General features: G+C 62.7%; 23 protein-coding genes and 1 tRNA gene. 11 read left to right on the forward strand and 13 right to left on the reverse strand.

Annotated elements, in window-relative coordinates; genetic code table 11:
- The first annotated feature begins 147 nt into the window (after positions 1-147).
- On the forward strand, positions 148-1,680 hold the full coding sequence (locus HBNXHr_RS06540) for a cryptochrome/photolyase family protein (protein WP_275883605.1): 1,533 nt from the start codon (positions 148-150) through the stop codon (positions 1,678-1,680).
- 21 nt (positions 1,681-1,701) lie between these two features.
- Here HBNXHr_RS06540 and HBNXHr_RS06545 read toward each other — a convergent pair whose 3' ends face one another.
- The gene (locus tag HBNXHr_RS06545) at positions 1,702-2,736 is read right to left on the reverse strand and encodes a sulfite exporter TauE/SafE family protein (protein WP_275883606.1); all 1,035 of its coding nucleotides are present in this window, start codon (positions 2,734-2,736) and stop codon (positions 1,702-1,704) included.
- A gap of 3 nt (positions 2,737-2,739) precedes the next feature.
- A complete protein-coding gene (locus HBNXHr_RS06550; RefSeq protein ID WP_275883607.1) occupies positions 2,740-2,889 on the reverse strand; it encodes a hypothetical protein in 150 nt (49 codons plus the stop codon).
- 386 nt (positions 2,890-3,275) lie between these two features.
- Here HBNXHr_RS06550 and HBNXHr_RS06555 point away from each other — a divergent pair, with 386 nt between their 5' ends.
- Together HBNXHr_RS06555 and HBNXHr_RS06560 are read left to right on the forward strand one after the other, a co-directional pair.
- On the forward strand, positions 3,276-4,115 hold the full coding sequence (locus HBNXHr_RS06555) for a universal stress protein (RefSeq protein WP_275883608.1): 840 nt from the start codon (positions 3,276-3,278) through the stop codon (positions 4,113-4,115).
- A 66-nt stretch (positions 4,116-4,181) separates the two neighbouring features.
- Positions 4,182-6,155, forward strand: a complete 1,974-nt coding sequence (locus HBNXHr_RS06560; protein ID WP_275883609.1) for a PAS domain S-box protein — start codon at positions 4,182-4,184, stop codon at positions 6,153-6,155.
- A 13-nt stretch (positions 6,156-6,168) separates the two neighbouring features.
- Here the strand turns inward: HBNXHr_RS06560 and HBNXHr_RS06565 are convergent, their stop codons facing one another.
- From HBNXHr_RS06565 to HBNXHr_RS06595, 7 genes are all read right to left on the reverse strand, one after another.
- Complete coding sequence (locus HBNXHr_RS06565) at positions 6,169-7,341, reverse strand: inorganic phosphate transporter (protein WP_275883610.1); 1,173 nt, start codon at positions 7,339-7,341, stop codon at positions 6,169-6,171.
- Between the two features lie 21 nt (positions 7,342-7,362).
- Entirely contained in the window at positions 7,363-7,812 is a 450-nt protein-coding gene (locus HBNXHr_RS06570) for a DUF6691 family protein (protein WP_275883611.1), read from the reverse strand.
- Positions 7,812-8,303 (reverse strand): YeeE/YedE thiosulfate transporter family protein, encoded by a 492-nt coding sequence (locus tag HBNXHr_RS06575; protein WP_275740593.1) that lies wholly within the window; start codon positions 8,301-8,303, stop codon positions 7,812-7,814. The genes HBNXHr_RS06570 and HBNXHr_RS06575 overlap by 1 nt, the downstream gene beginning before the upstream one ends.
- Before the next feature lie 9 nt (positions 8,304-8,312).
- Entirely contained in the window at positions 8,313-9,506 is a 1,194-nt protein-coding gene (locus tag HBNXHr_RS06580) for an MBL fold metallo-hydrolase (protein ID WP_275740595.1), read from the reverse strand.
- 304 nt (positions 9,507-9,810) lie between these two features.
- Complete coding sequence (gene rpl12p, locus HBNXHr_RS06585; protein WP_275883612.1) at positions 9,811-10,155, reverse strand: 50S ribosomal protein P1; 345 nt, start codon at positions 10,153-10,155, stop codon at positions 9,811-9,813.
- Between the two features lie 15 nt (positions 10,156-10,170).
- A complete protein-coding gene (locus HBNXHr_RS06590; protein ID WP_275883613.1) occupies positions 10,171-11,226 on the reverse strand; it encodes a 50S ribosomal protein L10 in 1,056 nt (351 codons plus the stop codon).
- Positions 11,227-11,865, reverse strand: a complete 639-nt coding sequence (locus HBNXHr_RS06595) for a 50S ribosomal protein L1 (RefSeq protein WP_275883614.1) — start codon at positions 11,863-11,865, stop codon at positions 11,227-11,229.
- A 205-nt stretch (positions 11,866-12,070) separates the two neighbouring features.
- On the opposite strand from HBNXHr_RS06595, the gene HBNXHr_RS06600 reads away from it, so the two are divergent.
- Complete coding sequence (locus HBNXHr_RS06600; protein WP_275740603.1) at positions 12,071-13,840, forward strand: sensor histidine kinase; 1,770 nt, start codon at positions 12,071-12,073, stop codon at positions 13,838-13,840.
- Positions 13,841-13,976: 136 nt separating this feature from the next.
- Here HBNXHr_RS06600 and HBNXHr_RS06605 read toward each other — a convergent pair whose 3' ends face one another.
- Positions 13,977-14,465 carry a 50S ribosomal protein L11 gene (locus HBNXHr_RS06605; protein ID WP_275883615.1) on the reverse strand — a complete coding sequence of 163 codons (489 nt, stop codon included), beginning with the start codon at positions 14,463-14,465 and terminating at the stop codon, positions 13,977-13,979.
- 88 nt (positions 14,466-14,553) lie between these two features.
- Entirely contained in the window at positions 14,554-14,754 is a 201-nt protein-coding gene (locus tag HBNXHr_RS06610; protein WP_275740607.1) for a hypothetical protein, read from the reverse strand.
- Positions 14,755-14,870: 116 nt separating this feature from the next.
- Between HBNXHr_RS06610 and HBNXHr_RS06615 the strand changes: the two genes are divergently transcribed.
- The 5 genes from HBNXHr_RS06615 (at position 14,871) to artA (ending at position 18,821) form a co-directional block, all read left to right on the forward strand.
- Positions 14,871-15,983, forward strand: a complete 1,113-nt coding sequence (locus tag HBNXHr_RS06615) for a GTP-binding protein (RefSeq protein WP_275883616.1) — start codon at positions 14,871-14,873, stop codon at positions 15,981-15,983.
- A 9-nt stretch (positions 15,984-15,992) separates the two neighbouring features.
- Positions 15,993-16,442 (forward strand): TIGR04206 family protein, encoded by a 450-nt coding sequence (locus HBNXHr_RS06620; protein ID WP_275883617.1) that lies wholly within the window; start codon positions 15,993-15,995, stop codon positions 16,440-16,442.
- Between the two features lie 67 nt (positions 16,443-16,509).
- Positions 16,510-17,277, forward strand: a complete 768-nt coding sequence (locus HBNXHr_RS06625; protein WP_275883618.1) for a VOC family protein — start codon at positions 16,510-16,512, stop codon at positions 17,275-17,277.
- A 235-nt stretch (positions 17,278-17,512) separates the two neighbouring features.
- Positions 17,513-17,752, forward strand: a complete 240-nt coding sequence (locus tag HBNXHr_RS06630) for a hypothetical protein (protein WP_275883619.1) — start codon at positions 17,513-17,515, stop codon at positions 17,750-17,752.
- Positions 17,753-17,822: 70 nt separating this feature from the next.
- Positions 17,823-18,821 carry an archaeosortase A gene (artA, locus tag HBNXHr_RS06635; protein WP_275883620.1) on the forward strand — a complete coding sequence of 333 codons (999 nt, stop codon included), beginning with the start codon at positions 17,823-17,825 and terminating at the stop codon, positions 18,819-18,821.
- Positions 18,822-18,844: 23 nt separating this feature from the next.
- Here the strand turns inward: artA and dph5 are convergent, their stop codons facing one another.
- Positions 18,845-19,636, reverse strand: coding sequence for a diphthine synthase (dph5, locus tag HBNXHr_RS06640; RefSeq protein ID WP_275883621.1), 792 nt, complete (start codon positions 19,634-19,636; stop codon positions 18,845-18,847).
- 104 nt (positions 19,637-19,740) lie between these two features.
- Here dph5 and HBNXHr_RS06645 point away from each other — a divergent pair, with 104 nt between their 5' ends.
- Together HBNXHr_RS06645 and HBNXHr_RS06650 are read left to right on the forward strand one after the other, a co-directional pair.
- Positions 19,741-20,721, forward strand: coding sequence for a class I SAM-dependent methyltransferase family protein (locus tag HBNXHr_RS06645; protein ID WP_275883622.1), 981 nt, complete (start codon positions 19,741-19,743; stop codon positions 20,719-20,721).
- Between the two features lie 99 nt (positions 20,722-20,820).
- Positions 20,821-20,895: transfer RNA gene (locus HBNXHr_RS06650), tRNA-Thr, on the forward strand.
- A gap of 1,016 nt (positions 20,896-21,911) precedes the next feature.
- Here HBNXHr_RS06650 and HBNXHr_RS06655 read toward each other — a convergent pair.
- On the reverse strand, positions 21,912-22,199 hold the full coding sequence (locus tag HBNXHr_RS06655) for a DUF5789 family protein (protein ID WP_275883623.1): 288 nt from the start codon (positions 22,197-22,199) through the stop codon (positions 21,912-21,914).
- Positions 22,200-22,235: the final 36 nt, after the last annotated feature.

Genomic DNA, 22,235 nt, shown 5'->3' on the forward strand with positions numbered 1-22,235 from the left:
CCAGCCACTGTCGAACTCGCCGCTCGCTGGTACCTGATAGCGCCGTGTTGGGCTCTCTCCATCGCATCGGTCCGGTTTGTGGGTCGGGGTTGGATTTACGTTTCTCGGCCACCGACCCGGTACTATGCGAACGCGGGGAGTGCATCCGTGACTGTCTGGGTCCTGGGAGATCAACTTGCAACCGAGCACGGGCCCGTCGCGGAGCGTCCCGACGAACCGGTCCTGCTAATCGAGGCCCACTCGTTTGCCGAGCGCCTGCCATACCATCCCCACAAGCTGGTGCTGGTGTTCAGCGCGATGCGACACTTCCGGGACGTGCTCCGCGAGCGCGGGCGGGAAGTGCGCTATTATCGGACGGAGACCTTCGGCGACGGACTCAATGCGTATTTCGAGGCGTACCCCGACGACGAAGTGACGCTCATGCGGCCGGCCGGCGGTGGGATCGACAGGGTACGGGCGCTCGTCGGCGACGCCGGCGGCCGCCTGGAAGTCGTTGCGAACGATCTGTTCTGTTGCTCCCGGGAATCCTTCGATGAATGGACGGCTGGCAAAGATAGCGATGGCTATCGCCACGAGCATTTCTACCGGTACATGCGCCGAGAAACGGGATATCTGATGGAAGACGGCGATCCGGTCGGCGGCGAGTGGAACTACGACGAGGACAACCGCGAGACGCCGCCCGACGACTGGACGCCACCCACGGCACCCGCATTCGATCTCGACGAGATAACTCGCGACGTGGATTCGTGGGTGGCCAACCGCTTCGACGGCAGCTACGATGAAGCGCCCTACGGCGGCTCGTGGGCCGATCCGGAGCCGTTTCGATGGCCGGTGACGCGTCAGCAGGCACTCGAAGCGCTCGCGGACTTCTGTGAGCACCGCCTCGCGGAGTTCGGTCCGTATCAGGATGCAATGCGACGCGAGTCGTGGGCGATGAGCCACTCGTTGCTCTCGACCAGCCTGAATCTCGGGTTGGTTCACCCTCGCGAGGTTATAGAGCGGGCGATCGACACTTACGAGCGCGGCGAGGCACCGCTCAATAGCGTCGAGGGGGTCGTCCGGCAGGTACTTGGCTGGCGGGAGTTCGTCCGGCACGTCTATCGACGGGAGCGCGACGAGTTGGGAACCGCAAATCAGTTGAATGCGACCGAACTGCTCCCCACGTTTTTCTGGACCGGCGAAACCGACATGGCGTGTCTCGCCGACGTGATCGACGGGGTTCGCCGTCGCGGGTATTCACACCATATTGAGCGCCTGATGATCCTCTCGAACTTCGCGACGACGTTCGGAATCGACCCCCAGGCACTCAATCGCTGGTTCCACGCCGCCTACGTCGACGCCTTTCACTGGGTGACGACGCCCAACGTCGTCGGGATGGGTACGTTCGCCAGCGATGTCCTCTCGACGAAACCCTACGCGGCCTCAAGCAACTACGTCGATCGGATGAGCGACTACTGCGGTGATTGTCCGTATTATAAGACGAAAACGACTGGCGAGAACGCGTGTCCGTTCAACGCACTCTACTGGGACTTTCTGGGGCGCAACGAGGATCGCCTCCGGTCGAACCACCGGATGGGACTGGTCTACAGCCACTGGGACGACAAGGACGATCAGGAACGCGACGCCATTCGCGACCGGGCCGCGTCGATTCGACAGCAAGCGCGTACTGGCGATCTATGACAAGATGGCGGCCCGCTGGAGTCAGTCCGCCGGTGCCACGTCAGCCGATTCGGGGTCTTCCCGAAGCGCGCTGACTGCACTGTAGATGACGGCACTCCCGACCGCGAGCGCGGCGAGCATGATGAGCCCGAAGCTCACGACCTGGAGGGCGTCGATCCCGGTGGCGTTGCCGACCTGGCGGAGCGCGACCGCGATCGAGCCCCCGACGAGCATCAGCCCGAAGTAGATCTTGATCTCACTTTCGTCGACCAGGCTGGTGGCTGTCGACCCGATTCGAGCGCCGAGCGCGCTCCCCGCCAAGAGCGGCGCGACGATCGAGAGGTCGACGCCGCCCTCCAGTCCGTAGAGGAACGAGCCCAGCCCGCCCGAGAAGACGATCTCGAAGAGGTCGGTCCCGACGGCGATCGGGACGGGCACGCCGATCAGGTAGAACATGGCTGGCATCCGGATGAAGCCACCGCCGACCCCCAGGAATCCTGAGAGCAGCCCGGTCGCGAAGGCGACGCCGAGTACCATCCACAGCGAGACCTTGATGCCGCCGCCGATTGTCATCATCGGCGGGACAGTGTAGGATTGGATCTTCTTCGCGATGTCCGGAATGTCGTCCGGATCGATCTCCGCGTCAGCGTCGTGGTGGTCGTCGCTGCTCTCCTCGCCTTCTTTGAGCGCGTTCCGGGTGACGAACAGCCCGACTCCGCCCAGCAGGACGACGTACGTGACGCCGACGATGAGGCCGGCCAGTCCCTGATCCTGGAGGAAATAGAGGCCGATCCGACCGACTTCGATGCCAGCAGTCGTCCCGACGATCATCAGCCCCCCGAGTTTGTAGTCGACCTGGCCGAGATCACGGTGCTTCAGCGTCGCGATGACGGCTGTCCCGAAGACGAAGGCCATCCCACTCCCGACAGCCGTGGTCGTCTCGAAGCCCATGATCATCAGCGCTGGCGTGACGAGGAAGGAGCCGCCCATCCCGAAAAAGCCGAACAGCACGCCCACCATGAAGCCAAAGCCGACGAACAGCAGTAGCATGCTCGCGGCGAGTCCGAACAGTTCCATTGGTCAGAGTGTGCGAATGCGGTCGACGAGCGGTTCGGCGACGACACTCGACAACGCGCCGTAGGCAAGATAGAGGACGACTGCCTCGAGCAACACCGCACCCACGAGCGCGCCGGCCTGCAGTAACTGGCCCCCCGACCCGAGCCCGATCATGCGTCTCCCCTCGCCACCAGCGGCAGTTGTGTGCGGATCATGGTTTGTCGTTCAATACTCCCTACTCCATGGGTGGATAAAACGCTTTTGAACCGATTGCACAATATTACAAACGCGTATCCGCCACGTAACCGACGGAGATATCTCTCGAAGTTATGCGAATATACTGCCCCGACGCACCGGTCCGCCCCCAAAGCGAACTCGAAATTCGACCGAGGCCGTCAATGCCGGATATTTTCACTGGTTCCTCGATCCAAGGTACCCCATGACCGTGCCGGGCTATCCGGCCCGTGGGGCCTCAGTAGTTCGGGAGTGGACACACACCGGCACCACGTAGTATTGAATGACCGAAGCAATATTATACTCCCCGTGCCCAACTGATTGATATGAAGGCCGTCTACGCGACAGACCTCTCGGAAGCGAGCGAAGCCACGATCGCCAACGAGACCTGTCTCGCTTGTCTCGACCGGATCGGCATCGAGGAGTTCCACCTCGTGACGGTCGTGCCGTCGAACGTCCACTCGGGCATGCCTGGAATGAACTTCGAGAAGCGCCGACAGCGTGCGCTCGATCGCTATCGGAAAACCTTCGAAGATGCCGGCTTCGGCGTCGAAACCCACGTGGTCCGTGGGACGCCACATCGTCGTATCAACGGGATCGCGGAGTCAGTCGGTGCGAGCCTCTCGATCGTCGGCTCGCGGGGATCGAGTCCGCTGGAGAACCGTCTGATCGGCTCGACGGCCCGCAATCTCGCCCGGACGTCGGTGACACCGCTGCTCGTCAACCGGATCCAGCGGGCGACCGAAGATCCGGCCGTGCTCGAAGACCATCTCTTCGAACGGATGCTGTACGCAACGGACTTTTCGGAGAACGCCCAGGAGGCCTTCGAGGCGTTCTCGTACCTGCGGTACGCGACGAAGGAGGCCACGCTGGTACACGTCCGGACGCCCGCCGATCCGGATCTGGATGCCGCCCCTCGCGAGCAACTCGACGAACTGGCCGACCAACTCGCGGAGTGGGACATCGAGACGCGGATTGCGGTTCGGGATGGCGACCCAGTCGAGGAGATCCTCGCCGCCGAAGGGGAATATGACCCGACGACGACGCTGGTCGGCTCGCGCGGCCACAGTCGGCTCCGGCGACTCCTGCTCGGGAGCGTCTCCGAGGATGTCGTGGCAAAGGCAGACGGCAACGTGTTGGTCGTGCCGCCAAAGCGCGTGGCCTGACGGGCCGGCTAGCAGCCCTCTCGGCGTCGTCGAACTGTTTAACTTCGGGCGGCGGGTGAACCTGATATGGTCGAGACGATCCGCGTCCTCCTCGTCGCGGGCAGCGTGGACGCGGAAACCCCGCCGGCGACGGCTCTCGAACGTGTCGACGATCGGCTCGCCATCGAGAGTGTGCCGGACGCCGATGCTGGAGTGGACGCTCTCGCCGCTTCCGGGTACCATTGTGTCGTCGCCAGCGACGACATCCCTGACACGACCGGAATCGAGTTCTTCGAGGCCGTCCGGGCGGACCATCCAGATCTCCCGTTCGTTTTGATCACTGATGTGGACTCCCCGGCCGCCGCTAGCGAGGCGATTTCCGCGGGCGTGACGGACTACGTACGGCGGCCCGATGGGCCGGACGCCTACAGCGAACTTGCAACGCGGATCGTCACCGCCGTCGAGCAGCGTCGACAACGACGAGCGGGCGATTCCCCACCTTCGCTCTCCACGGCTGCGGGCGGCGCGCGTCTGGCAGAACTCGAGCGCACGGAGGCCCGCTTCGAGGCGCTGACCGGGCAGACAACGCTTGGCGTCCTGACTATCGACGAGGATAGCATTATTCAGTATGCGAACGATGCGATCACAGAATTGTTCGGCTATACGCCAGGGGAACTGGTCGGCGAGTCACTCCATACCATTATGCCCGAACGGTTTCACGACGAGCATACGGCGGCGATCTCTCGGTATCTCGAAGCCGGCCAGCGCCAACTCGACTGGGACTGGATCGAACTGCCGGGTCGCCATCGCGACGGGACGGAAATCCCGCTGGGCATCTCCTTTGGCGAGACGACGATCGACGGCGACCATCGCTTTACCGGGATTGTCCGTGATATCTCCGAACGGAAAGAACAGGAGCGCCAGCGCGAGGCGACGGTCGATCTGCTCCAGCAACTCTACGAGATCACGGCCGACACCGACCGGTCGTTCGAACAGAAGGTAACCCGATTGCTCGAACTGGGGTGTGAACATTTGGATCTCGCGTATGGCTTTCTCTCCCAGATCAAACCGGGACCGAACGGTGATTTGGAGTCCGGAACACAGCGGATCGTCTATGCACACGGCGATCACGCGCTCCTCCAACCTGGAGAGACGTGTCCGCTCTCCGAGGCATACTGTCGCAAAACGATACAAGCCGACGATTTACTCGTGATCGCTGACGCCGTCGAAGCCGGATGGGAAAGCGATCCCGCCTACGAGGTGTTCGAACTGGGTAGTTACGTTGGTGGCAAAGTCGTTGCGAACGGTGAACTGTATGGCACGTTTTGTTTTGCCTCGAGTGAGCCGCGCGAGCAACCGTTCACCGACGCCGAGCAGACCATCGTTCGATTGATGAGCAAGTGGGTTGGTTACGAACTCGAACACGGCCTGGTCACCACTGAACTCGAACGCCAGAACGAGCGCGTCGACGAGTTCGCCAGCGTCCTGGCCCACGACCTGCGAAACCCGTTAAACGTGGCGGTGGGACGTCTCGACCTGCTCCGGACGGAGTGTAACAGCGACCAGCTGGACGATGTCGCGGACGCCCTCGATCGGATGGACGCGCTGATCGACGATGTCCTGACGCTTGCACAGGGCGGCCAGACCGTCACCGAGACGGGAGCCGTTGAGCTATCGACGATCGCCGCGGAGTCCTGGGAGACCGTCAAGACGGAGCGAGCGACGCTTCGAACGGAGGGGAACGTAACTCTGCAGGCCGAACGGAGCCGGCTCCGACAGCTCCTTGAGAACCTCTTCCGCAATTCGATCGACCACGTCGGCGAGGACGTGACTATCACCGTCGGGGATGTCGAGAACGGGTTTTTCGTCGCGGACGACGGGCCGGGCATCCCAGAGGAGGAGCGCGTGGATGTCTTCGAGAGCGGTTTCACGACCGCCGAGGACGGCACCGGGTTCGGCCTCGCGATCGTCCGGGAGATCGTCCAGGCCCACGACTGGACGATCACGGTCACCGAGAGCGAGTCCGGCGGTGCCCGTTTCGAGATCATGACCGGGACGTGACCGGCCGCCTGGGTCATCTCGCCACGAACAGTGTCGCGACACCGTATCCGAGTCCCAGCGCCACCGCGAGCGAGCCGATCCACGCAAGGACAGTCACCCCCAGCTTTCGTCCACTGACGTCGGCTCCGCCGACGGCCAGGCCGCTGCCAACGATGCCGCTGACGATGATCTCGTTGAACGAGACCGGAACGCCGAGCAGGACAGCGATTTGGGCGATCAAAAAGGAGGGGACAAGCGTCGCGATCGAGCGCCGTGGACCCAGCGAGGCGTACTCCTGGGAGAGGGCGGTGATCATCCGGGGCGCGCCGGTCCAGGACCCGACGAGCATGCCGAACCCGCCGCCCAGCAGGATGGCGAACGTCGGGACCATCGACTGCCCCTCGAACAGGGGAACCAGCGGCCCGACGGCCAGGCCGACCTGACTCGCGCCGGCCGAGAACGCCACGAGCGATCCGAGCGCGAGCAGGAATCGCCGGAGTCCGCCGGTCAGGTCGCGGGCAATATCCCATCGGACGACGAGTGCACTCGCGACGGCGGCGAGCGCCGTGACGAGCGGGACAGAGAGGCTGCGACCGGCTGGCATCACGCGCCCGCCCGCAGTCGCGATCGTCCCGCCGACACTGCCGAGGAAGGCGAACTCCAGATTGACGACCACTGCGCCGACGAGCGCGGCCAGGATGGGCACGCTCACGTCTTCGGGCACGTCCGGACGTGGGAGCGTCCGTGCGATCCCGAAGGCGACCGCCCCGCCGCCGATCGGCGTCAGGACCCACAGCGCGCCAATTTCCCCATATTTCGCCCAGGCCGGATCGCCCCCCATCGCGAGGCCGACGCCGATCACCGCCCCGGTCACGGTGAAGGCGGTCGCGATCGGATAGCCGGTCTTGATCCCGATCGCCATCAGCCCTGCTCCGATCAACAGGACTGCGATGACGCCCGTCGGCGGGAGGCTGACGCCCTTGATAAGTCCACTGCCGACGGCCTCGGAGACGTTGCCGCCCTGGGTCACCGCGCCGAGAAATCCGAGGACGCCAACGACGAGGGCCGCCCGGAGTGTCGAGATGGCATTGGCACCCACGGCGGGCGCAAAGGGTGTCGCGCCGCTTGAGCCGGCCCCGATCACCCAGGCCATACCGAGACTCGAGACGGTCGCGACGCCGAACAGCGCTATCGTGGCAGGTTCCATGGAAAAGACGAAGCGAAACAGTCAGTTCGTTCGTGATCGCCAGACGCCCTGGAGGTACGCGCCGATGAACATCCCGGCGATCGCGATCAGAATCGGCCAGTTGCCGATCCCGACGCTCGCGTAAGCCGAACCCGGGCAGATGCCCGAGATGCCCCAGCCGACGCCGAAGATGGCCCCGCCGAGAAGGACGTTCCGGTCGAAGGACTTCAGTCGACGGCCGTAGGTGTCGCCGGTCAGCGGCGCACGCTCGCGAAGCCGTGGAAGCACCGCGAAGGCGAGTCCGGAGACGACCGCCGCGCCGAACATCACGAACAGCAGGCCGAGATCGGTTAGCTGGAGGAAATCCAGGACGACCTCGGGCCGGGCCATCTTACTCGCAGCGAGGCCGAATCCGAAGAGGAGGCCCCCGACCAGAATCACGGGCATGAACAGCGGATGCCGACCGCCGTCAGGTCCGTTCGCGCCCGCCATCAGGGGCTCACCCCCAGCGCCATGACGACCTGGGCCGTTGCGATCGCGACCCCCAGGAAGGTGATCACGCCGATCAGCGACGTCTTCGAGCGCGAGCCGATCCCGCAGACGCCGTGTCCGGACGTACAGCCCTTGCCGATGCGTGTGCCGATCCCGACGAGGATCCCGCCGGCCAGGAGCCGCCAGGGCTGGACGTCGGTCGTCCAGACCTCGCCCTGCCAGATGAGGGCGTAGACGGCTGCCCCGAGGACGATCCCCACGGTGAAGACGATCCGCCAGTCACGCGTGGCGCGGTACTGCTGGAAGCGCGATCGATCCGAGACGAACGTCAGCGTCGATTCGAGGAACGTGCTCGCGCCGGGGGCGATGGCGGTGGCTGCGTAGATGACGGCTGTCCCGAGACCGACGAACAGCCCGCCGATGGCGTAGCGGGCGATTCCTTCGGGGAACAGCGTCTCGAACAGCGACAGGACGATCGGGTCCGGGAACATGTGCGTCGATCAGTCCCCGGCGAGTGAATCCTGGCTGGCCGCACAGTTGTTCGGACCGAGTTCCAGCGTGAACGCTTCCTCGTCGTCGATCTGTTTACGGCCCAGATTCGTTTCGATGATGTCCACGTAGTTGGCCGGCCGGGGCGGCATGTCCGCGAGGATCAACTCCACGAAGTCAGCTCGGTCCATCGAGAGGGCGTCCATCTCCGTACGAAGGTCACCAAGCGGCGCGGTGTAGGTGCCGTCGGCGGCCGGTTCCGCGGCATCACTGGTGTGCCCGCCGGCGATCAGCACGTCGTCGTCGAGCGTCAAGATCCTGTCTTGCAATGTCTCGTAGAGTTGCCGAGCGGCGTCCTCGGCACCATCATCGCCAGCTTCCAGGTCCGGCCGGGCGACGCTTTCGACGAACAGGCCGTCCCCGGTCGCGAGCAGCGCGTCCCCCACGAGGTAGGAGGTCATCCCGGTCGTGTGGCCCGGCGTGTGAATCGCCTCGATCTCGATGTCGCCGACGGTGAAGACATCGCCGTCTTCGGCGGCAGTCAAACGGTCTGCGTCTTCGACGCCGCGGTCGATCGCCGCCGCTGGCAGGACTGCCTCGACCCCCGCGTCTGCGAGCGCACGGATCCCGGAGACGTGGTCTGCGTGGACGTGGGTATCCAGTGCGTAGACGAGATCCGCATCGTGGTCCTCGGCGTCGTCGAGATACCGATCAGTGAACGCACGGAGCGGATCGATCACTGCGGCCTCGTCGCCGTCGACGACGAGATAGCCCAGACAGCCACTGGACGGTCGTTGATACTGAACGACCGTTCCAGGGCCGTCGTAACCCTCGACTTCGACGGCCTCGTAGATCTCCGCCCAGCCGTTCATCCCCTTGGCGACGTTTTCGGCGTCGTAGCCACGCGCTTTCAATACGCCCGCGATGTACTCGCTGGCCTCCCCCTTCGCACACACGACCGTAACCGTTCGATCGTCGGGGATCGAGTCAAAGACGTCGCCGCTGATATCGTCGTCGAGGAACTCGTAGTACGGCACGTTGATTGTCTCGACTGAGTCCCCGTCGATATGCCACTCCTCGTACTCGCTGCCCATTCGAACGTCGAGGATCGTGACTGCCTCCCCGGCATCGATCCGGGATTTGAGGGTCTCCGGGGTGATCGTCTCCGCTGTCTCCGCCGGTGTCGGGAAGTCGACGTCAGCCATGTATCGATTCTGTGTATCACCCGAATCCACATAAGCGTTCCCATAGTATTGCTAATAATCCACAATTTTAACCGGTATTCGATATTCTATATCTGTCCATCAACGCTCCATTTCGGATATTCGTAAGGAGGCGATCCCATATATTTGGGTCTTTTATACAATCTCAGTCTTGGCCGGACTCTATCGGACCAAATAGTATTGCAATCTTTAAGCAATATTGCTGTCGCCGCTCAGCCGAACGGAATACTGTAACTCGACGGGAAAGCAGTTCGCACAAAAAGGGCCGAAACTGCGGTGGTCAGTCTTAGCCGAAGAGTTCGCCGAGGCCCTCACCGCTGGCGTCGTCGTCCTCGTCGTCGCCGGCTTCTTCTTCCTCAGCTGCGTCCGCTTCGTCGGCTTCGTCAGCTTCGTCGTCGGCCTCGTCGTCCGCTTCGACTTCACCGCCGGCCGAGCCACCCGTTGCTGCGGGGACGGCGGCGGCCTCTTCGACGGCCTCGTCGATGTCGACGTCCTCGAGTGCGGCCACAAGGGCCTTCACGCGGGACTCCTCGACGTCGACGCCGGCCGCGTCGAGTACGTTCGTCAGGTTGTCTTCGTTGATCTCTTCGCCCGTCTCGTTCAGGATGAGTGCTGCGTAAACGTATTCCATTGTTGTCCTCCGTTGTTATCCGAACATCTCGCCGAGTGCGTCGCCACCGTCGTCGCCGTCATCATCGTCATCGTCGGCTGCGTCCTCGGCTTCGTCAGTGGTATCCTCGGCGTCGCTGTCTTCCGATTGCTCGTCTGCCTGTTCCGCTGTGGCTGTCTCAGATGCAGTGTCGACCTCGACGCCCTGTAGTTCTTCGGGCAGGGCCTCGTCGTCGTCGATCTGGCTCACGAGTGCGCGTACCTGTCCGTCGGCCTTGCTCACGAGGTCGTCCGCGAGGTCCGGACTCTCGATGGATGCCTGGACGCCGAGGCTCTTTGCCTCGCCGCGGGCCTTCTGGAGCAGTGCCGGCCCGGTCTCGGCCGTCGGGTAGACGGCGTTGACCGAGAGATTCCGTGCACGCGAGGCCGCGGCCTGGACGTCGCTGCGGTACTCCTCGACGTCGAGTTCGAGATCCTCTGGTTCGAAGAGCACGCCCTCTGCATAGACCGCACGCAGGTCGAGCCCGACCTCTTTGGGCTCGATGCCGAGTTCGGCCAGGACGTTCGCCAGATCAGCCGAGACTTCCCCGCCGGCCTCGAGGACGGTCGAGTCCTCGAGCACCTGGATCGAACCTTCCTGAATGCGTGCGTTCGCACCCACGGTCTGGAGTTCACCGACGAACGGCCCGGGATCGATCCCGGTATCGCCCTCGGTGATCACGATATCGTTGGGTGCGATCTCGCCGGCGTTGATCGGGGCCGAGGTCTTCGAGGCCTCGAGCTGCTGATAGAGGCTGAAGGGGTTGTCGTTGGTCCCGATGAGGCCGACGTGGCCCGAGACGAACTCGACGAGTTGTTCGAGGCCATTGTCGACGTCCGCCAGCGCTCGCTCGACGAGCGTGTTCCGGCTGACGCGCAGCTCCGCGGTGCCGTAGAGATTCCGGCGCATGTCCTGGAGCTGCTGGCTCGGAATGCCCGTAATGTCGACGATGCCGACGCTGTCGTAGCGTTCGAGCATCCCGACGATGTCGTCGATCTCCTCGCGTTTCCACTCGGGGATGTGCTCGGTCTTGCGCTCGGATTCGGCGCTCATTTAGGCCACCTCCACGGCCGGCCCCATGGTCGTTTTCACGTACACCGTATCGAGATTCAGCGGTCCCTTTTCGAGATCGGCATGCAACCGCCGGAGGATCACGTCGACGTTGTCGGCGATCTCCTCGGCGTTCATGTCCTCCGCGCCGACGCGCGTGTGGAAGGTCCGCCGGTCACCACTCCGCACCTGCACGGTGTTTTTCATCCGTTCGACGACTTCGACGACGTCGTCGTCCGGCTGGAGCGGTTCGGGCATCTTCCCGCGCGGACCGAGAATCGTCCCGAGGTATCGACCGATGTCCTGCATCAGCGCGGCTTCCGCCACGAAGAAGTCGGTCTCCTCGGCGAGATCCTTCGCCGCATCCTCGTCGTCGCCCAGGTCTTCGAGATCGTCACCGTCGAGGACGTCGTCGGCGACGTCCTCTGCCCGGAGTGCGGTCTCGCCGTCGGCGAAGACCACGATCGTCGTTTCCTGGCCGGTCCCGGATGGGAGTACGATACTCTCGTCGATACGGTTCGACGGATCGTCAAGGTCGATGTCGCGCAGATTGACAGCAAGGTCCACCGTCTCACGGAAGTTCCGGTCGGGTGACTCGCTGAGTGCACGAGTTACTGCGTTCTCTATGTCCTGATCTGCCATTGTTCACCTCCGTAGTACGCCCGTTGGGCTTCTACGGGTCAGTGAAACAGGCACTTGCCTGTCTCCTTTGAAACGACGCCAAAGCGACACTTAAACCCGTCGAACCATCGCTCGGCTCGATCCCGGATCGCCCGGACATGTCGGCTGCCTATCCGTACTCGCTGGATTTACGTCACCACACACCAATCTGGAGGCAGACACACAGATGCGCCTCCGGACAACCCTCATCAGCGTCTTGGTTCTCATTGCGCTGGTGCTGTCCGGAACTATTTATGTTGGATTCACATTACATAAAAATGACGTTCGTGTACAGGAACAACAGGCAGTCGAACAGACGGCGACAGTCGTCGCGGATCGAATCGACACCTGGTTCGAGGCGACGACGGAAACTGTCAAACTCTGGACGGCGAACCTGAACGTCAGTACTGGCGCGCCCAGCCAGCAACCGGCACTCGAAACGTTTCTCAATCGGACAGCGTTTGACAGTGCTGGTGTCTACACCGCAGATGGATCGCTCGTCTCACTCGCCGGTTCGAACTTGTCCTCCGCGGAGCGAGCGGCACTCGTCAATGTCAACTACTCCGAGAAGCCGTTCATGCAACCGCCACTCTCCGGGAGGACCTACGTCGGTGACGTCGATCGAACCCTGTCCGGGGCGTACGTCGTCCGGGTTGCAGCCCCAATTCGGGACGACGACGGGACTGTGAGGGGGGTCTTCTCCGGGAATTTCGAGATCGGGCCGACCTCACTGTTCGGGAACATTACCGGGATTAGCCAGCGTAACGAGTTTGTCAGTATCGCCGCCGGTGACCAGTTGCTCTACAGGGGGTCCCGATCGATGAACGGCACCATTTCGGCCACTGCGACTGCCTCTCGGACCGGATGGATCGTCACTGCCCACCGGCCGGAATCGATCATCGCCGATCAACTCCAGGTGGCGACGGCGATGCAGTTCGGCGGTGTCCTCGTCGCATTACTCTCGATCGCGGTCGTCGGCGTCTGGGTGTCACGAACGACGTTCGACCGTATTCAGGAACTTCACGATGCACTCCACGCGCTTGAATCGGGTCAATATCGAACGGATCTCGATCTGGGCTCGATCACGGAGTGGCAGCAGATCAGCGATCGGTTCAATACGGTCTCGGGGATGCTCGAGCAGCGCGATTCACAACTGCGCGTGTTGAATCGCGTGCTTCGCCATAACCTCCGCAACGACATGAACGTCGTTACCTCCCATGCCGAGCGCATTCTCGCTGAGGAGGAGGTTTCCGACGCCGTTGAAGCAGATATTGAGAAGATCCATTCGACAGCTCACCGACTGATCAACACGAGCGATCACGCCCGGACGCTCTATGACGACCTGTTGGCCAAGCCCAAACAGGCCGTTGGCCCGGTAGATGTCAACTCGATCGTCGAGGAACGAACGGCGGATCTGGCCATGCAGTTTCCCGAAGCCACGATCGAAACGGACTTGCCATCGGACGCCTGGGCGCTCGATTCGGCAACGCTACCGATCGTTGTCGAGGAAATCGCCCGGAATGCGCTCATCCACAACGACCTTTCGCCCTCGGATCGACGTGTCTCCATCTCTGTGCGCCATCCGCAGTTGGCGCGTGACGCGGTCGACGCCAGCCGAGAGATCCGAATCGACGTCGAGGACAACGGCCCCGGCATCCCCATGGTCGAGGAAGCGCTGTTGACCAACCAACTCGAAGAAACGTCGATCGATCACGGCAGCGGTCTGGGCGTCTGGCTGGTCAACTGGCTCGTCGACCAGATCGGCGGGACTGTCTCCGTCCACACTGGCGTCGATCGCGGGACCACAGTCTCGATCCACGTTCCTGCTGCCGAGGAATCGCCGGAAGCTGACGGAGCTGCAGACACAAATGGTCGAGGCGTAAACGGTTCTGCCCACGGTGAGGATAGTACTCCCGACGGTTTCAGTGACCCTGAAGACACGAACGAGGAATCTTAGCGCGTTCCCTTTCGCACTGGGGCCGACTGTCACTGGAAGAGGAGCGACGGGTCACTGCACTCCTGGCACGCGCTACTGTCCGTTTTGATATCGCGAGAAACACGTGAGCGCCGATCGCTCGATCGCTTCGGCGTCGTTACGCTTCGGCGGCGTCAACCAGGGCCCCGTCGTACTCGCCGTCGTCGATCTTGGCGGCGACCTCGCGGGGGTCGTCGCCTTCGATCGTGACGCCAAGCGTGACGCAGGTCCCGATGATCTCCTTTGCGGCCTGCTTGAGTTCGTAGGCAAGCAGGTCGGGGTGTTTCTGTTCGGCGATGGTCTTGACCTGTTCGATCGAGAGGTCGGCGACGAAGTTCTCCTGGGGTTCGCCGCTGCCGGTCTCGAATCCGGCTTCGTCTTTGATGAGTGCCGCGGTCGGCGGGACGCCCACGTCGATCGTGAATGCCCCGTCGTCCTCGTACTCGACCGTTACCGGTACTTCCGTGCCATCGAATGCCTCAGTCTGATCGTTGATCTCCTGAACGACGGCCTGCACGTCGACAGGGGTCGGCCCGAGCTCGGGACCGAGCGGCGGACCAGGGTCGACCTGTCCACCAGCAACGAGTACTTCAATCGTACCAGCCATACACGTTTGTCCGTGGGCGTGGATTTAAGAATTGTTTTTCCGTCCGGAGTCTCCCCGCCGCTTCGATCGCTGGTCACTCCCGGAAAAATCACTCGACTGCGACGCCGTTTCGGGTCAAAAACGCGCTCGCCTGCTTGATCTCGACGGGGCTGCCGATGATGCGAACCTGTGACTGCTCACGATGGATCGTGACGGTGAACCGATCGGCGAGATCCTCGGAGAGTCCCTCGATGGCGTCGGCTGGGAGCAGGATCTGCGTGCTGTCCCGGAGGCGAGACGCAGTTGACATCGAATGATCTGTCGGTCTGCCGTCGTATGAGTGTATCGAAGTCCTCCCCTGGAGTCACGACGCATCAGCGACGCGGACGGAAGCGCTTTTGAGTCGGGACAGCCGACAGTCGGGTAATGGGGCTGCAAGCGGAGATCGAGGAACTCGAGGAGGAGATAGCATCCACGCCCTACAACAAGTCCACAGAGGAGCATATCGGCCGGCTGAAGGCGAAACTCGCCGAAAAGAAAGAAGAGTTCGAGAAGCGCCAGTCGAGTTCGGGCGGCGGCGAGGGCTACGCCGTCGAGAAGACCGGCGACGCGACAGTCGCGCTGGTCGGGTTCCCGAGCGTCGGCAAGTCCACGCTCATCAACGCGCTGACCAACGCCGACAGCGACGTCGGCTCCTACGATTTCACCACGCTCGACGTCAATCCCGGGATGCTCCAGTACAACGGCGCGAACATCCAGTTGCTCGATGTCCCTGGACTCATCGAGGGTGCTGCTGGCGGACGCGGCGACGGCAAGGCCGTCCTCTCGGTCGTCCGGACGGCCGATCTCGTCCTCTTTGTCCTCTCGGCCTTCGAGATCCAGCAGTACGACCGCCTCCGGGAGGAGCTCTATAAGAACAAAGTCCGGCTGGACGTCGACCCGCCGCGGGTTAGCGTCCGCAAGAAACACAAAGATGGGATCACGGTCAACGCCTCCGTCGACCTCGATCTCGACGAATTGACCATCAAGAGTGTCCTCCGGGAGCACGACTTCGTCAACGCCGACGTGACTATCGGCGAGCAGGTCGATATCGACCGCCTGATCGACGGTGTGATGGACAACCGCGAGTATCTCCCCTCGATCGTCGCCGTCAACAAGACGGACCTTATCGATCCCAGCTACGTCGATACCGTCAAGAGTGACTTGCGCGCAAACGACATCGATCCCGATGACGCTATTTTCATCAGCGCCGAGGAGGAGCGCGGACTCGACAGCCTGACCGAACGCATCTGGGACGAACTCGGCCTGATCCGCATTTACATGGACAAACCCAGTCGGGGTATCGATTACGACGAACCACTCATCCTTACCGAGGGTGATACCGTCGGCGACGCCTGCGAGAAGATCGGCGGCCGGTTCGACGATCGCTTCCGCTTCGCGCGAGTCTCCGGGGAGAGTGCGGCCCACGAGGACCAGCAGGTCGGTCGCGATCACGAACTCGCCGATGAGGACATCCTTCGGCTGGTCATCGATCGGTGATCCAGGTCGATGCCGACGAACGACGGTCCCTGGACCCGTCTGCTTGCCGTTCTCGCTCTGCTGGTGGTCCCCTGGACGGTCTTGCTCAGTGGCGGATACGTGACGCTGGTCATGCCGTGGGGACTGTTCGATCCGTTCGGCCCGTACGTCACGCTCCTGCCCGAGTACCTTACAGCAACCGGCAGCGGGCCGCCGCCGTTTCTCTCCGCCTGGCCGCTCGGCGTCGGCATTTACATGCTCGCGGTCGGTGGCGTCACCCTGGAACTGTTCGATCGTGGGGATCCACGGGTGACGGCCGGGTTGCTCGTGCTCGTCGGCGTGACCCAACTCACCGTTTCCTGGGGATTCTTCCGCCGCGGTGGGTACGTGGTCGTCCCGCTGGGCACCCTCGTCGCCTGGACCCTCGTGTGGTGGTTCTACTGGCCCGACTTGCGGGGGATCGTCGCGCCGGCGAGATAGCGTTTCGATCCACGACGAACCGACCGCGTCCGGCACGTTTTTCGGCTGTCCGCCCGACCGTTCGAATATGGATGGAACACTCGACCACGTCATGATGCGCGTCGAAGACCTCGACGCCGCACTGGAGTGGTACACGACGCACTTCGATTACGAGGAGAAGAGTCGCTGGGAGGCCGACACCTTCACCAACGTCCATCTCGGCCCCGAGGACGTCCACGACGAGGGCGCGACGCTCGAACTCACGTACAACCACGACGACCGGTCGTACACGATGGGCGACGCCTGGGGGCACATCGCGGTCCGGGTCGAGGACGTCGAGGAAGCCTACTACGAGCTGATGGACGAGGGCGTCGAGGATTACCGCCCGCCGGAGGAGAACCCCGGGTACGCGTTCGTGACGGACCCCGACGGCCACGAGATCGAGATCGTCGAGCGCGACCACGGCGAAAAGTGGTCGATCGACCACACGATGATCCGGGTCGAGGACGCAGAGCAGGCGATCGGGTGGTACACGCGCGCCCTCGAGTACGAGACGTTCCGCCGGAGCGAGCACTCCTCGTTCGCGCTGTACTTCATGAAGCCCGCCGAGGCCGCCGAGGAGGCGATGTCCGTCGAGTTGACCTACAACTACGACGGGCGTTCCTACGAACTGGGTGACGCCTGGGGCCACCTGGCGGTCCGTACGGACGAAGGCACGCTCGAAGACACCTGGGAGACACTCATGCAGCGCGACGCCGCGGACTACCGCGACCCCGAGTCCTGTGACTACAACTACGCGTTCACGAAGGACCCCGACGGTCACGAGATCGAAATAGTGGAACGCGAGGTCGAGTGACGCGAGGTCGACCGACGGGAGACCTCGGACCGCACGAGCGGGGAGGTACGACCCGCGAGTGAGCGAAGCGAACGAGACCTCGGAGCGGGCGAACGGCGACGGAAGGAGCCGTGAGCAGCGAGGCGCGAACGGAGTGAGCGCCTCGGACACAGCGAGCGGGGAGGTACGACCCGCGAGATCGGGTGACGCGACGACTCACCACACGTTTTATGTTCTTATTGTCTGAAATTCACCTATGGAAGACATGCTCGGCGTCCGGCTTTACGCGGCGGTGTACGTCACAGCGGGGATACTCGTGGCCTGGATCGGATCGTGGTTCGGGAGCGTCGGGACCGCGAACGGCAGCCTCGATGCGGCGCTTGTCGGGTTTGCGACGTGGATCGCGTTCGTTTTCGCCGGGATCGTCATCGCTCTCAAGGGGATCGTCGTGCTGGTCGGGTCCACGATCGAAGAAACAGTACCGAACGCCGGGTGAGAAGCGCACGAACACAGACATGTCCCAACGGCAAGACATATAGTCGGAATCGTCCAACCACGACCAACGAATGATCGAGACGGTCGTCGACTGGTTGGCAGCGTTGAACGGCTATGCAGGTACGCTCGCGTGGGTCGTACTGTTCGCCTTTCTCGCGGGCGTGATCCTCGAGCGGTACGACGAAACGTGGGCCCAACGGGTCTACGCCGGGGCGTGGATCGTCCTCGCGGGCTACTGGCTCGCCTACGTCCACTATTTCGTCTTCGCCGAGAAGTCGATCACCGAGGGTATCGGCGTCGTGATCGGCATTCCGCTGTCGTTGTACGTAGCCTATCTGATCGCCAACGGCCGCCGCCGGTTGTTTGTCATCTCACGTGCGGTAGCGTTTGCCTGGCTGTTTTTCCTGCCGCTGTCCTCACTACCGTTCGTTCGCCAGCCACTGATCGAGACGGTCACGGTCCATACGGACTTCGTGCTGGGGCTGCTCGGCGATAATTACTTCCTCGGCGACTGGTATCCGTATCTCCCCGCAGGCCTCGACCTTCCCGGCGGCTATGAACTACCGACCCAGAACGACCTGCCGGGCAAGCACTTTCCCTATCGGAACACGTTCTTGTATGCACCCGACGGGCATTCGATCACCTACACCATCCGACTGGCGTGTACGGGCATCGGGAGCATGTCGATTTTCGTCGGGTTGATCGCCGCCGTTCGGGGATCGCTCCGCCGGAAAGCCAAGGCGATCGGGGTCGCGATCGGTGTGATTTACGTCCTCAACATCGTCCGGAACGTCTTCATCGCCCACACCCTTGGCAACCAGCGTCTCCACATCGTCCCCGACATCGTCATGTCGCTGTTCTCGACGAATGATCCGTACATGGTGTCGTACTACGTCGGCGATCGAATTCTCGCACAGTTCGGTTCGGTGTTCGCGCTGATCGCCATCACCTGGCTGGTCGTCCAGTGGGTACCCGATGTGCTGACCGTCGTCGAGGACGGGCTCTACGTCGTCACCGGGACGGAATACGACCTCAAGGATGCACTCGATGTCGAATCGTCGGACCACTGATATCTCGCGGACCAACAGATGGGTTATTCGACCGTGTTCTCATCGAGGACAGCAGCGGGGCCATCGCCGATCGCCGCCAGGGCATCCCGTTCGAGGTAATGAAGCGACCCGGGAACGACCAGCAAATGGAGGGGGTCGCCGAAGTCCATCTCCGCAAGGTCGGCGAGGCGACCGGCCCGGACGACGGGATCGGCACTGCCGGCGCGGGCGACGACGACTCCCAGGGCATCCGGTCGCCAATGCTCGGCGAGGAGGCTCGTTGCCTCATCGCCACGCATGTAGGTCCCCTCGTCGCTCTCGGCGGTGATGTCCAGAAAGACAAGTGTGTGGAGGCCGCGTTCCTGATTCGCTTCGATCGTCTCGATGACGCTCCCGGGGACGCCGTCGCCACCGTGCGATCGCTCGAAGGGAAGCGTCGTGGCCTTGCCGAAGCGATAGTTCTGCAGGCCGGTGAGCGAACTCGCGGCGGCCTGGGCTGTCGTGCCGTGAATCACGCGCGTCTCGACTCCCCGATCCTCGGCGCGTAGCCGCAGATCGACGTGTGTCGTCGAGATCATCGTATCGCCCGCAGTCAGGAAGACGGCGTCGCCGCTGGCCGCGGCCGCAAGGATCGGGTCCGGATCCTGCTCGACGCCGGCCCGATCACGGACCTCGATTTCGATATCGTGGAAGTCTTCGAGGGCGTCGATGGTTGTCCCGGCAAGTTGGCTGGTGTAGAATTCAGCGAACACACGGTCGGCCGCGCGGATGGCATCTCGACCGGCGAGCGTAACCGAGCGTTCGTCATAGAGGCCGAGTCCGACGAAGGTGAGCATGCCCCTGCTGAGTGTTCTCCGGGCATAAGCGAACCGTTCTACGCTCCTGTCGGGACCGCGATTGAAACGTCAGGCTTACCGCCCGAACGGACGCAGCCTTCAGTATGGCTGTCCCCTGCGTTCGCGTGGCCCGGGAGGACGGCGAGGCGACGCGCGCCCGTCTCGCCGAGTCCGATCTCATCGACGACGAGCACGAGATCGACGTCGTCGACGGGGCGATCTTCATTCCGGTGACTGACCCCGAACGAGTCCCCGAAGCGCTTCCAGTTGTGGATCACGACTCGCCAGTGCGCGACCGTCAGACGATGCCCGCCGACATCCTCGGGTTCGAGCCGAGTTACGAGCGCCTCGGTAACGTCGTGATCATCGACGAGGACGATATCGATCAGGCACGCGACATCGCCGACGCGATGATGCGCTCGGATCTGCCCGTCGAGACGGTTCTCAACCGCGCCTCGAAAGTCAAAGGCGAGCAGCGCGTCCGGGAGTGGGACATCCTCGCCGGCGAGGGGACCGAGGCCGTCCACCGCGAGTACGGGTGTGAGTTCGTGCTCGACCTCGCGGACGTGTATTTCTCACCGCGGCTCGCGACCGAACGCCACCGTGTGGTCGAGCAGGTCGAGTCCGGCGAGCGGGCGTTCGATATGTTCGCCGGCGTCGGGCCGTTCGTCGTCCCGATGGCGAAACAGGGCGCGACCTGCGTCGGGTGTGACGTCAACCCCGACGCGATCGAATATCTCGGAGAGAACGCCCGGCGAAACGGCGTCGCCGACCGGATCACCGCGATCGAAGGCGATGTCCGCGAGACCGTCCCGGAGTACGCCGACTGGGCCGATCGGATCGTGATGAACCTTCCCCACAGCGCCGACGAGTTCGTAGAGACTGCGTTTGCACTTGCGGGCGACGAAGCCGTGATTCATTATTACGACATCCAGCATGAGGACGACCCCTTTGGACCTGGCGAGCGGGCGATCCGCAAGGCTGCTGGTGACACATACGACGTGACGGTCGAAACGCGGCACACAGTCCGGTCGTACGCACCCCACGAGTTGAACGTCGTCCTCGACGTGCGGATCACTCGCTAAGGGGCTTCGATTCGCAATCCTTATTGCGGTCATCGCCACTACGTGTGAGTACGCACCTGGTCGCTGCGAACCATGTGATCGTAGCGCCAGGACGTGAATGCCGGTGTAGCTCAGACTGGCTAGAGCGAATCCTTCGTAAGGATTAGGCCGGGGGTTCAAATCCCCCCACCGGCTTGGAATTATACGTTCAATTCTGTCTTTTTATTTCACTTCGCCTTACCAAGAGCGGCAGTCACTGGTTAACAAGGGGATCAGCGTGACGCCCGAGCTAACCGTCGACAGGTGAAGCCCGGTGAACCGACTGGGAAAATGACCTGTGAGGAATGTGGTCCATTGGCCCCAACGCCCGAGTACATCGCCCACAAGAAGGGGGGTTCCCGCAAGCTGACGTCGCCTCGCGATGGTATGACTGGACGCACTTACTTGACGATCCAACGTGAAGTCTTTTTCTATGATCGTTCCGAAGTCAAGAGTGGCTGCCACACGGCAGCCGGTCAGCGCTGGAGAATTCAGCGCTGGAGGATCTGCAATGTTGGAAATATCTCTGCCCGGTGTTACGGCACCGGGGTTGGCGGTACTCTGCGGAGCGGCGCTGGTGTACGTCGGTATCGGACCGATCGGCTGCGGATTTGCCGTAGCTGGTCTCTACGTCTGGGCTGACGCACACGCCTAAACACCGTCTGTCGAAATCAGGCGGCCCTACCTCTGGTAGGGTTCTTTCTGAAAGGATCTGCAATGTTGGAGCATCTCTGCCCCAGAGAGTTGCCGGCATCCGCAGCTGCGTGCCACCGTTACGGCGGTGGTGTCTGGCCGGTTACATTGTTGGTCCAGGTGTCTGGCACCAACAACTGATTGTACGGGATCCACTGCAAAGACTGTTTTGATCCTTCAATAACTCGTCACTTTTCCCGAAAGTCATGCCCCTCTTTTTAACTCACCCTCGAGTCCGCAACTCGGTAGATGATCACGGATCGTCCCGTCTTCGAGGAAGACTACCTCCCGCGGATGCTCCCGCAACGCGGCTAGGAATTCGACCAGATCGTCCGTGCCGTCGAGCCAGCAATCCACGACGGGCCAGCCGCTGATCGTCTCGTGATGATGGTCAGAATATTCCCTCAAGCGGGGGGAAGAACTCAGGCAAGAACTCGCGATCAACCTTGACGATGGCGTCGCTTTTGGGGATGCGATCGTCACTCCGTCGGGACCGGACCGGTACCGATCTCCTCGCGGATCGTCGTTTCGAACTCCTGGCGTCGTTCGAAGTACGGCACATCGACCGCGTCCAGGATGTCCCCAAGCTCTCGGGGGCCGTCGGGCGTCCGGATTTCGGTGTCGCCCTCACGACGACGGACGGTACTCTGCTCGATTCCGTACGTAAGACGCGAGGATATCTGGGCAAGGGGAACGCCCGCAACGTCCGGGCCGTCGCCGAGTTCGATCGGCGGTCCTTCGGACTCCTCGTCGGTGTCGTCTGCCATACTGATCGGTTGGCCTCGGCGGCGATTAGTGTTTTC

This window comes from Halorhabdus sp. BNX81, assembly GCF_029229925.1.
GTDB lineage: Archaea > Halobacteriota > Halobacteria > Halobacteriales > Haloarculaceae > Halorhabdus.